General features: G+C 73.5%; 11 protein-coding genes. 4 read left to right on the top strand and 7 right to left on the bottom strand.

The window, feature by feature from the left end; genetic code table 11:
- Positions 1-154: 154 nt before the first annotated feature.
- Entirely contained in the window at positions 155-892 is a 738-nt protein-coding gene (locus QN157_05665; protein ID MDR7555078.1) for a PilZ domain-containing protein, read from the bottom strand.
- Between the two features lie 77 nt (positions 893-969).
- Positions 970-2,151 carry an amidohydrolase family protein gene (locus QN157_05660; protein ID MDR7555077.1) on the bottom strand — a complete coding sequence of 394 codons (1,182 nt, stop codon included), beginning with the start codon at positions 2,149-2,151 and terminating at the stop codon, positions 970-972.
- 231 nt (positions 2,152-2,382) lie between these two features.
- Here QN157_05660 and QN157_05655 point away from each other — a divergent pair, with 231 nt between their 5' ends.
- On the top strand, positions 2,383-3,645 hold the full coding sequence (locus tag QN157_05655; protein ID MDR7555076.1) for a DUF1343 domain-containing protein: 1,263 nt from the start codon (positions 2,383-2,385) through the stop codon (positions 3,643-3,645).
- A 70-nt stretch (positions 3,646-3,715) separates the two neighbouring features.
- On the opposite strand, the gene QN157_05650 is transcribed toward QN157_05655, so the two are convergent.
- A complete protein-coding gene (locus QN157_05650) occupies positions 3,716-4,888 on the bottom strand; it encodes an MFS transporter (GenBank protein ID MDR7555075.1) in 1,173 nt (390 codons plus the stop codon).
- A gap of 2 nt (positions 4,889-4,890) precedes the next feature.
- Between QN157_05650 and QN157_05645 the strand changes: the two genes are divergently transcribed.
- The gene (locus QN157_05645) at positions 4,891-5,682 is read left to right on the top strand and encodes an ABC transporter ATP-binding protein (protein MDR7555074.1); all 792 of its coding nucleotides are present in this window, start codon (positions 4,891-4,893) and stop codon (positions 5,680-5,682) included.
- 74 nt (positions 5,683-5,756) lie between these two features.
- Here QN157_05645 and QN157_05640 read toward each other — a convergent pair whose 3' ends face one another.
- Both QN157_05640 and QN157_05635 read right to left on the bottom strand, forming a co-directional pair.
- Entirely contained in the window at positions 5,757-6,662 is a 906-nt protein-coding gene (locus QN157_05640) for an SMP-30/gluconolactonase/LRE family protein (GenBank protein MDR7555073.1), read from the bottom strand.
- Between the two features lie 232 nt (positions 6,663-6,894).
- Positions 6,895-7,731, bottom strand: coding sequence for a DUF72 domain-containing protein (locus tag QN157_05635; GenBank protein ID MDR7555072.1), 837 nt, complete (start codon positions 7,729-7,731; stop codon positions 6,895-6,897).
- A gap of 238 nt (positions 7,732-7,969) precedes the next feature.
- Here QN157_05635 and QN157_05630 point away from each other — a divergent pair, with 238 nt between their 5' ends.
- Together QN157_05630 and QN157_05625 are read left to right on the top strand one after the other, a co-directional pair.
- Complete coding sequence (locus tag QN157_05630) at positions 7,970-8,629, top strand: endonuclease V (GenBank protein ID MDR7555071.1); 660 nt, start codon at positions 7,970-7,972, stop codon at positions 8,627-8,629.
- A gap of 253 nt (positions 8,630-8,882) precedes the next feature.
- Entirely contained in the window at positions 8,883-10,265 is a 1,383-nt protein-coding gene (locus QN157_05625) for a glutamate-1-semialdehyde 2,1-aminomutase (protein ID MDR7555070.1), read from the top strand.
- Positions 10,266-10,397: 132 nt separating this feature from the next.
- On the opposite strand, the gene QN157_05620 is transcribed toward QN157_05625, so the two are convergent.
- Positions 10,398-11,735 (bottom strand): aspartate aminotransferase family protein, encoded by a 1,338-nt coding sequence (locus QN157_05620; GenBank protein MDR7555069.1) that lies wholly within the window; start codon positions 11,733-11,735, stop codon positions 10,398-10,400.
- 51 nt (positions 11,736-11,786) lie between these two features.
- Positions 11,787-12,461 (bottom strand): methylated-DNA--[protein]-cysteine S-methyltransferase, encoded by a 675-nt coding sequence (locus QN157_05615; protein ID MDR7555068.1) that lies wholly within the window; start codon positions 12,459-12,461, stop codon positions 11,787-11,789.
- Between the last annotated feature and the right edge of the window lie 57 nt (positions 12,462-12,518).

The raw sequence follows: 12,518 nt of genomic DNA, 5'->3' as shown, positions 1-12,518 counted from the left end.
GCGGCCGGCCACGGGGGCAGATGGCCGTCCGCCTCGTCCTGCTCCTCCACGATTCTACCTCGCGGCGCGACACGGCGGCGGCACCACGCCGTGCGCGCCGTCCGGCCGGCCCATCAGGGGATCGTCAGCGCGTCCGCGGCGGCAGCTGCACGTCTCAGCGACCCGGCTCGCGCACGCCGGGCGCGAGGGCTGGAGGTGCGTCGACCCGCGGCGGCGTCAGCTCGTCGACGAAGCGGACCACCAACCGGTGCAACGTGACTGGGGGCAGCACGAGGACGTCTGCACGCTCGACGATCCCGTAGCGCGTCACGAACGTCCCCCACGTCGTGAGGCGCACCGCCGCGTCCGGCTGCGGTGGGGAGGGGACCAGCAGCAGGGTACCGTCGTCGGTCCGGTCTTCCGTCACGGCCCACGCCCGGTAGTCGCCCTGTTCCACGAGCACGGGGAGGTAGCGACGACGGCGCCACGACACCCGCCCCGACGGTGCGGACGCCGCCAGCGCCTGGAGCAGCGAGAACGGGTGGCGCCGGTCGTGCCGGAACTTGCGCAAGCCGTAGGGAATCAAGAGCTCGGTGATGAACCGCCGCGACCCGGCGGGCAGGGGCTGGAACTGCATGCCGACGTGCTGTCCTTCGGGCGTGGGGCGGACGAAGGCGACGCGCCCCTGCGCCCCGACGCGGTCGTCGAACCACAGGAACCGGATCCAGATCGTGCCCGTCTCAGGCGTGATGGTGTGGACCAGCAGCCCGGCGCCCCGCTCGGTCACGTCGATCAGCACGCCGATGCCGGCGTGGCCCCGGTCGGTGCTGTAGCGCACCGGCACGGCCAGCGGGATGCGCGGCAACGCGCGGCGGTCGACGCCCTGCCACCGGGGTCGCCACAGCCAGCCCATCCGATCCCCTCCGGCGCGTATATGCCCATCGCGGACCGGGGGCAGTCGGTGCAGAGGAGACCCGGGCAGGCCGGGCGTCAGTCGGGCGAGAGGGTGTCGACGCGCCGCCCGGCCTGGAGGATCAGGCCCACGCGCTGCAGGCAGGTGACGTCGCGCAGCGGGTCACCGTCGACGCTGATCAGGTCGGCCAGCTTGCCCGGCTCCAGGCTGCCGACCTCCTGGCCCATGCCGATGGCCTCGGCCGCCCGGCGGGTGGCGGCCAGGATGGCGTCGTGCGGATCGGCGCCCCACGCCACCACCTGGGCGATCTCCCACCACATCAGGCCGTGCATGGCGTCGGTGCCCAACGCCCACCGCACGCCGCTCTCGAGCACGTGGCGGAAGTTCTCGGGGGCATGCGCCCGGGCCTCGCGCAGCTTGGCCATGATCACCGGGTTGTGCCCGTCGCCGCGCTCGATGCCTTCGGGGTGTCCGCTGACCGCGTTGTTGGTGACCAGCCAGATGCCTCGACGGCGCATGGCCTCCAGGTCGTCGCGCGTGGCCAGCTTGCCGTGCTCGATGGTGTCGACGCCCGCCGCAATGCACAGCCGCAGGCCCGGGCCGCCGTGCGCGTGCACGGCGACCGGCCGCTGGTTGCGGTGGGCCTCGTCCACGGCAGCAGCGAGCTCGGCCGGCGTATACGCATACCACAGGGCACCGCCCGCGGTGCTCGAGATGCCGCCGGTCATGAAGAGCTTGATCAGGTCGCAGCCGGCGGCCACGTTCTCGCGGATGTGCCGGCGAATCGCGTCTTCGCCGTCGGAGAAGGTGAGCGCGGCGCCGTGCCCGTGGCGCGCGGTGATGGGGCGCGTCGCGACGCGCAGCCGGGGCCCCAGCAGGCGGCCGGCCGCGATGGCGTCCCGGAGCTCGATGTCGATGAAGTGTTCCTCGCCCACGACCCGCATCGTGGTGACCCCCGCGCGCAGGTCCGTGCGCAGGTTCCGCACCGCCCGCAGCAGCTGGCGAGCGGGCGGCTGGCGCAACTGCCCGATCTGGTCGCCCAGCCCGGGAACGATCGAGGCGTGCGAGTGCGCGTCGACCAGCCCCGGCAGCACGGTGTGCGTGCCGCAGTCGTAGACCTGCGCGCCCTCGGGAATCGCCACGTCCGCCTGCCGCCCCACGGCCCGAATGCGCTCGCCTTCGATCAGCACCACCCCGTGCTCGATGGGCGGCCGGCCCGTGCCGTCGAGGATGTGCTGCGCCTTCACCGCGATCCACACCCTGCCCCACCGTCCTCTCGACGCCGCGGACTGCTCCGCCGATACCGCCCGGCGCCGCGGTGCCGGCGCGTCCGATCGTCCGTCGGCGAGATCGCGCCGCTTTCAGTTCCCCATACCGGCCCCGTTTCCCCCGGGCCGCCGGCGGACGGTGTGCCAGGCGGGTCCACCCCACTCGATGGGCACAGTGCAGACAAGGCTCCCCCGACGCCCGCGTCGAAACAAGGAGGCCGTATGCGCCGCGTGTCCTCACCGGTCGTGTGCTTCCCGGTCGTATGGTGCGTAGCCCTGGCCGCCATGCTCTGGCCAGCCGCCCGGCCGCTGGCTGCGCTACAGGCCGTCGGGCCCCGTGGCGCGCCCCCTGCGGTGCGCCCCGGCATCGACCGTCTGCTCGAAGACCTGCGCGCCCTGCGCGGCAGTCGCCTCGGTCTGGTGACGCACCAGGCGGGGGTCAATCGGGACGGGACCCCCTCGGCCCGCCTGCTGGCCGACGTCGAGGAGGTCCGGCTGACGGCGCTGTTCGCGCCCGAACACGGACTCGACGGCACGTACGATGCGGGGGAGGCCGTCCCCACCATTCCGGGCCGCACGCCGGTCTTCAGCCTCTACGGCGGCACGTTTCGCCCCACGCGTCAGATGCTGGCGCGTGTCGACGCGTTGCTGGTCGACCTGCAGGACGTGGGCGTGCGCGCGTACACCTACACGTCCACGATGGCCCTGGTGATGGCCGCGGCCCGCGAGGCAGGCAAGAAGGTCGTCGTCCTCGACCGCCCCAACCCCATGGGCGGGACGATCGTGGACGGCCCGGTGCTGGAACCGGCGCTGCGCTCGTTCATTGGCCTGTACCCCATCCCCTACGTGTTCGGCATGACGATCGGCGAGCTGGCCCGGCTCTACAACGGGGCGTTCGGGATCGGTGCGGACCTGACCGTGGTGCCCATGGACGGGTGGACCCGCACGATGCGCTGGGGCGACACCGGCCTGCCGTGGATCAACCCGTCGCCGGGCATCACCGGACCGGACGCCGTCTTCACCTACGCGGCCACCGGGCCGGTCGACGGCACCAACCTGTGGAACGGCGTCGCCACCGACTCGCGCTTCCAGGTGGTCCTGGCGCCGTGGCTCGACGGCCACCGGCTGGCAGCACGCCTCAACCGGTACGGGCTGCCCGGCGTGCGCTTCGCCGCCTCGGCGCTGCCGCATCCCCGCACCGGGCGCGTCTGGTACGGCGTGCGGCTCCACGTCACCGATCCGGCGGTCTTCCGCCCGTCAACGACCCTGGTGTACATCCTGGTGGAGATCCGGCGCCTGCACGGCGACCGTCTGCGCTTCACCGCGCCGCGACGGGGTCCGTACCTGTTCGACCTGGTGTGGGGCACCAAGGACGTACGGCTGGGGCTGCTCCGCGGCGACGACGCGGCGACGATCGTGGCGCGCTGGCAGCCCGCGTTGCAGCGGTTCCTGAAGCTCCGGGAAGGGTTCCTCCTCTACCAGTAGGTTGCGGCGCGGCATGACGCTGCCGGGCCGCAGCGGTCGCCGCACCGGCGCCGACGCGGGGGCGGGACGCTCACCGCCCGCGCCGCACCGTCAGGGCCGCGGCCACCGCCGGGACGATCCCTACCAGCGCGAACATCGCCGGCAGTCCCAGGAGGCGGGCCACGAGGCCGCCGCCGACCGCGCCGGCCACGATCCCCACTTCGTGGAAGATGCCCATCGTGCCCAGCGCGGCGCCCCGTTCCTCCTCCCGCACCAGGTCGGCCGCCAGCGCCACGATCGACGGTTGGCCGGCGCCCAGCCCCATGCCCGACAGCGCTGCCGCCAGCAACAGGGCCCACCCACCGACCAGCGCCGTCGTCCACATCCCTGCCGCGGCCAACCCGAGCGCCGGGACGATCACGGCGGTGCGGCCAGCGCGATCCGAGACGCGCCCTGCAACGGCCTGGGCCACGAACAGCCCCAGCGCGTGCGTGGCCAGCACCAGCCCGGGGTTCGCGAGGCCGCGCCGGCCCGCGTGCAGCGGCAGCAGCGCGACGTTGGCACCGAAGGTCACGTGCAGCGCCACCAGCAGCAGCCCCGGAACCACCACGCCCCGATGGAAGATCCGTCGGACGGCGCCGGCGAGCGGGCGGGCGACCACCCGGCGCAGGGGCCACGCCAGGATCGCCCCCGCCGTGCTCACCGCTGCGCACGCGATGAACAGCGCCGGGAAGCCCATGGCGGCGGCCAGCGCGACGCCGAGGCTCGGGGCCAGCCCCTGGGCCACGCTGATCGCCGCCGCATGGAGGCTCAGGGCCTCGGCGCGACGTTCCACCGGCGCGAACGCCACGCCAAGCGCCTGGCTGGCGGTGCCGTAGAGGCCCACGGCCACGCCGGTCAGCGCCCGAAAGCTCAGCAGCGCCCCCACCGACGGCGCCAGCCAGTACCCGACCGCGCACAGCGCGTACAGCAGCAGGCCCACCACCAGGGCGGTCGCCCCCGCGCCCGCGTCGATCCACAGGCCGGCCAGCGGCCGGGCCACCAGTGCCGCGGCGGCGATGAGCCCGATCAGCAGCCCGACGACGGCCTCGTCGGCGCCCAGGCGTGCCGCGTAGAAGGGCAGGCTGGCCGTGACCAGGTGGAACGCGAACGAGACCAGCAGGATCACCACCCACAGCCGCGCGAACGGCCCTCGTAGCAGCGGCGCGGTGCGCCGGGAACGTCCGGACGCGGTGGGCGCGTTCAGGGACAACCGGGAGGGCATCCGTGGTGACGTGGCACGAGCCGGCTGATCTGCGCATCGAGGACCTGACGGTCGAGCTCCGCCGCGCAGGCGGCGCCCAGGCCGTGGTCCGCGGGGTGTCGCTGACGGTCCCCGCCGGTCACAGCGTGGGCCTGGTGGGCGAGTCGGGCGCCGGGAAGACCATGACCGCCTGCGCGGTGCTGCGGCTCTTCCCGACCGACGCCGCAGTGATCGCCGGAGGCCGTATCCTCCTGGGCGACGTGGACCTGACGGCCCTGCCCGAGCCGGCCCTCGCGCGCTACCGCGGCCGCCGGGTGGCCATGATCTTCCAGGAACCGGGGGCTGCCCTCAACCCGGTGCTGCCCGTGGGCGAGCAGATCATGGAAGGCATCGTCGTGCACCATGGCAAGCGCGGCGCCCGCGAGCGCGCGCTGGAGGTGATGCGTCAGGTCGGGCTGCCCGCCGAGCTGTTCGGGCGCTACCCGCACCACCTCTCCGGAGGCCAGCGGCAACGCGTGTTGATCGCCGCGGCGATCGCGCCGGGCCCCTCGGTCCTGATCGCCGACGAACCCACCTCGGGGCTCGACGTCACCGTCCAGGCGCAGATCCTCGACCTGCTGCGTCGGCTGCAGCGCGACCTGGGGATGGGGTTGTTGCTGATCACCCACAGCCTGGGGCTGGTCGCCCACTGGACCGATCACGTGTACGTCATGCGCGACGGGACCATCGTGGAGTCGGGCCCCACAGCCGACCTGTTCATCGCCCCGCGGCACCCCTACACCCAGGCGCTCGTCCGCCAGGCCCTGCGGCTCTGAACGCGGCCGGCACCCCGGGGAACCAGAGCCCCCGTCAACCCGACGGCGGTCCTGCTCGCGATCCTGCGCGGCCGCTAGCGCACCGCCTGGATCGCCACAGCGTGCTTGGTGAACAGCGGAATCAACACCCGCCCCCGCCTGCGGTCGTAGCCGATGTCCGCGGGCGACTCGACGTTGGCCACGGCAACCGTCGCCTTGCCGGCGGCGTCGATCCGGTAGACAGCCGACGCTGCCCAGCTCGAGACCAACATGGCGCCACCCGGCAGCAGTTCCACGCCGTCGAGCTGCCCTTTGGGCGGCGCCGGCAGCGCCCGCCGTTGTCCCGTCGGCGCGATTGTGTACATGTCGCCGGTGGCGCTGAACGTGACGACCACCACCGTGCCGTCGGGCCGCACCGCCACGCCGTTGGGGTGGTTGAGCGCCGGGGCCCTGGCCACAGCCCTGACCGTGCCGGCCGCGTCGATCCGATAGACCGCGTCGGTGCCCGAGGGGCTGAAGTCGGGCTTGAGCCCGCTGTCGGTGGCGTAGACGACGCCACCAGGTCCGGCGGCCAGGTCGTTCATGAACGTGGCACCCGGCACCTCGATGGTGCCTTTCGGCCGGCCGGTCCGGCGGTCGAACATCCGGACCACGGTGATATCGGTGACGTACAGCGTGTCGCCGACGATCGCCATGCCCTTCGGCGCGTGCAGCGTCACCTCCGGCGCCGCACCGTCGATCCACTTGAGCGCAGCGACCCTGCCCGAGGGGAGCACGCGCGAGATGAACCCGTTGTCGTCCGCGGCCGTCGGATTGCCGTTGATGTTCGAGACCAGGTACACGTCGGCTGCGCGGTCGTGCAACACCGACTCCGGCGTCTGAAAGCCTACGCCGCTCACCGTCATGCTCGCCATCGGGGCAGCCGGCGCCGTCGTTGCCCCCAGCGCGAGGACCGCCGCGATCGACACCAGGCTCCACCACTGCATGCCGTTTCTGCTCATCGGTCTCCCCCCGGGCCGTGATCTCGCATCGCCGTCCGTCGGACAGCAGCGGCGCTCGCGGGGCTGGCGTCGGCCAGCGCACGCCGGCCCACGTCCTGACCCATTACCCACACCGCGGCAACCTCCTGCTCTGCCGACAGCGACGGGTGAGGGTCATCGCTGCGCCACCCCGTCGTGCGCCGCCCGTGCGGCGCCGCTCGGGCGTGGCGGACCGCCACCGGGCGGGGAGCCGTCACCGGTCCCTCGCCCGGTGGGGCGCACCCCCGGCGTCGTCGACCAGCCGTCGGAAGCGCAGCGCGTCGTCCCACATGGCGATGGTGTTGAAGAAGACGTACGCCGGCCCGCGGCAGGCCGCGGCCACCATCGCCAGGTCGTCGTCGGTGTGGCGGTACCGGTAGCCCGTGCGGCCATGGAGGCGGAAGTAGTGAGGCCGGCCGTGGCGGCTCGCATCGGCCAGGGGATCGACGCAGTGGATCAGCCCCAGCTCGCGGCACAGACGGGCCACCAGCGTGGGCGGCCAGTCGCCGCGCGGCTCCCAGGCGATCGCCAGCCCGTCGCGCGGCGCGGTGCGGAAGAACCGCCGCAAGCGCGCGACGTGCACCCGCGTGGGCACAAAGCTGGCCGGGCACTGGACGAGCACGACGGGGGCCTGCAGCACCCGCGCCACCACCAGCGTCTGGGCCCACGCCTCGGCCACCTCGTCGCTGGGCGCGAAGAACCCGTAGCGGTCCCACCGGGACTCGGGGATCGCGCGTCCCAGCCGCCGGTACGTGGGGCTGGTCGGCGGATGGGTGACGAGCTGCCACGCCTTGAGGGTGAACGTGAACGAGGGCGGCACGCGCGCCCGCCAGCGTTCCACCGTCTGCAGACGGGGCAGCCGGTAGAACGTCTGCTGCACCTCCACGGCGTCCAGATGCCGGGCGTACTCTTCGAGCCGACGGGGAAACCCGCAGCAGCCCACTTTGATGGCATCGGCCGGGCGTCGGGGCACGGACGTCCAGTCCCTTCCAACCGTGTTGCGTACCGGGCCGCGCTGCCAGGCCGTCCGCCGGGCCACCACCGTCGGCATGCAGCGTCCACCCTGCGTCGTGCGCGGCGCGGCCACGGGCGCGTAGAGTAATCTTGACGACGCCATGCGCAACACCCTGCCACCCTGCGGACCGCAGGCCAGCGATCGGCGGCCTGGCCGCGCCCGGCTCGCCGTCCTCGACGACCTCCTGCCACCGCCCCTGCCGGAGCCTTCGTGGTCGGTGGCCGAGTCCGCGTGGCCTGAACCGGGGCCATGGCCACGCACGTCCGCGGACCTGGTGGCCGCACAAGAGGCGCTCGCCAGGGCCACGCCGGCACCCTGGCTGCCCGATCCCAGCGGCGTGCGGATGGCGGCGGGGTGCTTTGTGTGCTTCGCGCGCGGCAAGACGGGCCGCGGCCAGGCGGGCGACGCCGGATGGGCTGGTGCTGCGCTGCTTGCCGACGGCCGCCTGGTCGACGCCGCGGCGGTCCGCGGCGCGGCCGGCGCACCGTACGAACCCGGGTTGCTGGCGCTGCGGGAGGGCCCGCTGCTGGAAGCGGCCGTCCGAGCCCTGCGGCTGCGCCCGCAGGTCCTCCTGGTCAACGCCACCGGCCGCGACCACCCACGCCGCGCGGGCCTCGCGCTCCATCTTGGGGCACGACTCGACCTGCCGACGATCGGCGTGACCAGCAGGCCGCTGCTGGCCTCCGGCGCCGCACCCGCCGACACGCCGGGCGCGCGCAGCCCGCTGCTGCTCGACGGGGAGCACGTGGGCTACTGGCTGCGCGTGCGCCCGGGCGTGCGACCGCTGGCGGTGCATGCGGCCTGGCGCACCGATCCCGACGTGGCGGCGACGGTGGTGCTGGCCCTCGTGGGCCCCGCGCTGACGCCCGAGCCACTGCGCCAGGCCAGGCGCGCGGCGCGCGATGCCCGCGCAGCAGACACCCGCGGGCCATGACCCGGACGGTCCGTCGGACGCGTACGTCCATCGTGCGCACTCACCAGCCCCAGACGGAGTACGAGCGCCCCGTTGGTCTGGTCCCACAGGGAGTCGCACCCGGCGTGCGCAGACTCCCCGGTACGCCTCATCCCCAGACGCCGTCGCGCCTCAGACGCGGTCGCGACCGCAGGCACAAATGCCCCGGCATCCTGCAGCACCCGGGAGGGAAGCCCCGATAGGGGAAGCAGGGGCGAGCCCAGAACCTTCCAGTATGCCCAATCGTACCGGCCCCACGCCCCTGGCCCGTGCAGCGGCCCGCGCGCACGCGCAGATCGTGGACGAGTACGTCCGCCGCCACCCGCGATCCGCGGCCCTGGCCGCGCATGCCCGGGAATCCCTGCCCGGTGGCGACACGCGCACGGTCACGCACTACGAGCCGTTCCCCGTGTTCATCACCCGCGGCGAGGGTTGCCGGATCGCTGACGTCGACGGGCACACGTACCTGGACCTGCTCGGCAACTACACCGCGATGATCTGGGGACACGCCCATCCGGAGATCGTCGCCGCCGCAAGCGCCCAGATCGCACAGGGCACGGGGTTCGCCGCGCCCACCCCCGCGCAGCTCACCCTGGCCGAGATGCTCTGCGCGCGCCTGCCGTCGGTCGAGCGCATCCGGTTCGCCAACTCGGGCACGGAAGCCGCGATGCACGCCATCCGCGCGGCCCGGGCGTTCACCGGTCGCGACAAGATCGTCAAGATGGAAGGCGGCTATCACGGCTCGTACGATGCGGTGGCGATCAGCGTGCAGTCCGACCCCGTCCGCGCCGGCCCGGCCAGCCGGCCGGTGGCGGTCCCCGAGGGTCCGGGCATCCCTGCCGGCGTCGCCGGCGACGTCCTGGTGGTCCCGTTCAACGACCCCGCAGCCGTGGAGGCCACGCTGCGCGCACAGGCCGGGGAGATCGCCGCGCTGATCGTGGAACCGGTCCAGGGCGTGGCGGGCACGATTCCGCCGCAAGAGGGGTTCCTCCCGTTCCTGCGCGCCATCACCGCGGAGCTCGGCATCGTGCTGATCTTCGACGAGGTGATCAGCTTCCGCCTCGACTACCACGGCGCTCAGGGCCTGTTCGGCGTGCGCCCCGATCTGACGGTGCTGGGCAAGATCATCGGCGGCGGCTTTCCGGTGGGCGCGTTTGGCGGCCGCCGGGAGATCATGGATCTCTACGACCCCCGCCGGCCGGGGGCGCTGGCACAGTCGGGGACGTTCAACGCCAACCCCGTCACGGTCGCCGCCGGGATCGCGGGCCTGCGGCTGCTGACGCCCGAGGCGATCGCGCGGTGCAACCGCACGGGCGAGACGCTGCGCGCGGGGCTGCAGGCCCTGTTCGACGAGGCACGGCTTCCCGCCCGCGTGACGGGCATCGGGTCGCTGCTCACCGTCCTGTTCACCGACGCCGAGGTGGTCAACGTCCGCGCGGCCCGCACGGCCGACCGCGTCCTGACCGCCGCCTTCCACCTGGGCCTGCTGCTGGAAGGCGTCTTCTGTGCGCCCCGCGGCATGATGGCCACGAGCCTGCCCATGGGCCCGGACGAGGTGAACGAGGCGCTGACGGCGGCGCGCCGCGTCGTCGACCGCATCATGGCCGCAGTGCGCTGAGACGGTCGCCCGGCAGCCCCGGCGTCAGACCGGTGCGGTCCACCTCGTGATCTCCACGGCGCAGATCCGGTCCGCAGGCCCGCACCTGGCGCTGCGGAGCGCCGATGCGGGACAGCCGGCGGCGCCGAGCTTTCAGAGCACCGCGCGAATCGACTCCCGCAGGATCTCCACGATCCGGTCCACCTGCGCCTCGGTGATGACCAGGGGAGGGGCCAGGCAGATGGTGTCGCCGATGGGATAGTCGCCCGTCTGGCCCGGCCGCACGCGGGTGACGAGCCCCCGGGCGCGGGCCTCGGCCAGCACGCGGGCACCCAGGCCTACGGCCGGGGTCTTGGCCGCGCGGTCCTCGACGAGCTCCACGCCGGCCATGAGCCCCAGGCCGCGCACGTCCCCGACGACGGGGAACTCGCGCAGGCTCTCCAGACCTGCCAGCAACCGGCGCCCCATGGCCGCCGCCCGGTCCACCAGCCCTTCGCGCTCGAAGATCTCCAGGTTGCGGAGCCCCACGGCACAGCACACCGGGTGGCCCGAGTAGGTCGCCGCGTGCATGAAGCGCTCCGCGGGCGGCGCGTCCAGGATCGCCTGGTGAATCGCCCGCGACACCATGATGCCACCCAGCGGCAGGTACGCGCTGGTCACGCCCTTGGCGAAGCTCACGATGTCGGGCTGCACACCCCAGTGGCCCAGCGCGAACCAGCGGCCCGTCCGCCCGAAGCCGGTGATGACCTCGTCGGCGATGAACAGCACCTGGTAGCGGTCGCAGATCTCGCGCACCTTGGGGAAGTAGTCGGGTGTCGGCGGGATCACGCCCCCCGCACCCATGACCGGCTCGGCGATGAACGCCGCCACCTGGTCGGGCCCCTCGCGCAGGATCGCCTCCTCCAGCGCCTCGGCCATCGAGCCGGGGTACCGGTACGGGTACGAGGGCAGGACGTGCACGAAGCCCGGGACCGTGGGCGCGAACATCGTGTGATACGACGCCATGCCGGTGGCGCTCATCGCCGCTAGCGTGACGCCGTGGTAGGCGTGGATGCGGGCGATGATCTTGGTCTTGGTGGGCAGCCCCCGCCGCTTCCAGTAGTACCGCGCCGTCTTGAACGCCGCCTCGTTGGACTCGGCGCCGGCCGTGGTGAAGTAGACGCCCGAGAGGTTGGGGTAGGCCAGCTGGAGCAGTCGCTCGGCCAGCCGCACCGCGGGCTCGTTGGTGAACCCCACGTAGTTCGAGGCGAAGGCCAGCCGACGCATCTGCGCGGCGGCGGCCTCGGCCAGTTCCGCGCGGCCGTGGCCGGCGTTGACGTTCCACAGCGACGCGAGGCCGTCGATGAACTCGCGCCCATCGGCGTCGCGCAGCACGGCCCCCTGCCCTTCCACGAAGACCAGCGGCGGCGCGTGGTCGGCCGGATGGTGCAGAGGGTGGATCAGGTGCGCCTGATCGGTCTGGATCAACGCGGTGGTGGTGCGCGTCTCCATGCAGACTCCTCGGCGGGTGTGAGATGCCAGGCTACCGTCTCTCTACCGCACTCAAGTGGCGAAGTCCTGCGACGACGTCCTGCGGGCGCTGAGCGCGGGCGCGCCCCCGGCGCCGCTGTGCATGCCAGCGCGTTGGAACGCTACACCGCGACCGCGGCGCCTCATGGCCTCGCGGGCCAGCAGCCAGCGCTTCCGCCGCGCACCCCATCGGTACCCGCCGGGCTGGCCGTCGCCGCGCACCACGCGGTGACAGGGGATGACCAGCGCCACCGGGTTCGTGGCGCACGCACGGGCGACGGCGCGGGCGGCCCTGGAATCGCCGACGGCCCGCGCGATCTGCCCGTAGGTGCGGGTCTCGCCATACCCGATGCGCTGCAGTGCCCGCCACACCCGTTGCTGGAACGCCGTGCCGCGCACGTCCAGGGGGAGCGCCAGGTGCGGCCGCCGGCCCCTGAGGTAGGTCAGGACGGCGCGGGCCCATTGGCGCAGCCCGCGATCGTCGCGCACGAGCGTCGCGTGCGGGTGTTCCCGCGCCAGCCCCCGCGTCAGCGCAGCGTCGTTGTCGCCCATCCGCACCGCGCACACGCCGCGGTCGGTGGCGGCGATCAGCAGGCGGCCCAGGGGCACGCCGAGCGTGGTGAATCGGATTCGCACGTCGGGTGCGCTCCGCCGGTCGCCTGTCGCGTCACGCGCCAGCACGCGGTGCGGGCGCTTCGCGTCGGTCATAGCCCTCACTCCTCCCAGACGCACGGGTCCCTCCGTCCCTGTCCGCTGCAGGGTTTT

The sequence above is a fragment of the Armatimonadota bacterium genome (assembly GCA_031459855.1).
Lineage (GTDB): Bacteria > Sysuimicrobiota > Sysuimicrobiia > Sysuimicrobiales > Humicultoraceae > Fervidifonticultor > Fervidifonticultor primus.
The sequence above is the reverse complement of the archived record's forward strand: the minus strand, read 5'-3'. Positions and strand labels throughout refer to the sequence as shown.

Excerpts from the sequence above, each read along its gene's own strand:
- QN157_05665 (MDR7555078.1), bottom strand. The coding sequence starts at position 892 with ATGGGCTGGCTGTGGCGACCCCGGTGGCAGGGCGTCGACCGCCGCGCG.
- QN157_05655 (MDR7555076.1), top strand. The coding sequence starts at position 2,383 with ATGCGCCGCGTGTCCTCACCGGTCGTGTGCTTCCCGGTCGTATGGTGC.
- QN157_05650 (MDR7555075.1), bottom strand. The coding sequence starts at position 4,888 with ATGCCCTCCCGGTTGTCCCTGAACGCGCCCACCGCGTCCGGACGTTCC.
- QN157_05640 (MDR7555073.1), bottom strand. The coding sequence starts at position 6,662 with ATGAGCAGAAACGGCATGCAGTGGTGGAGCCTGGTGTCGATCGCGGCG.
- QN157_05635 (MDR7555072.1), bottom strand. The coding sequence starts at position 7,731 with ATGCCGACGGTGGTGGCCCGGCGGACGGCCTGGCAGCGCGGCCCGGTA.
- QN157_05625 (MDR7555070.1), top strand. The coding sequence starts at position 8,883 with ATGCCCAATCGTACCGGCCCCACGCCCCTGGCCCGTGCAGCGGCCCGC.
- QN157_05620 (MDR7555069.1), bottom strand. The coding sequence starts at position 11,735 with ATGGAGACGCGCACCACCACCGCGTTGATCCAGACCGATCAGGCGCAC.
- QN157_05615 (MDR7555068.1), bottom strand. The coding sequence starts at position 12,461 with ATGACCGACGCGAAGCGCCCGCACCGCGTGCTGGCGCGTGACGCGACA.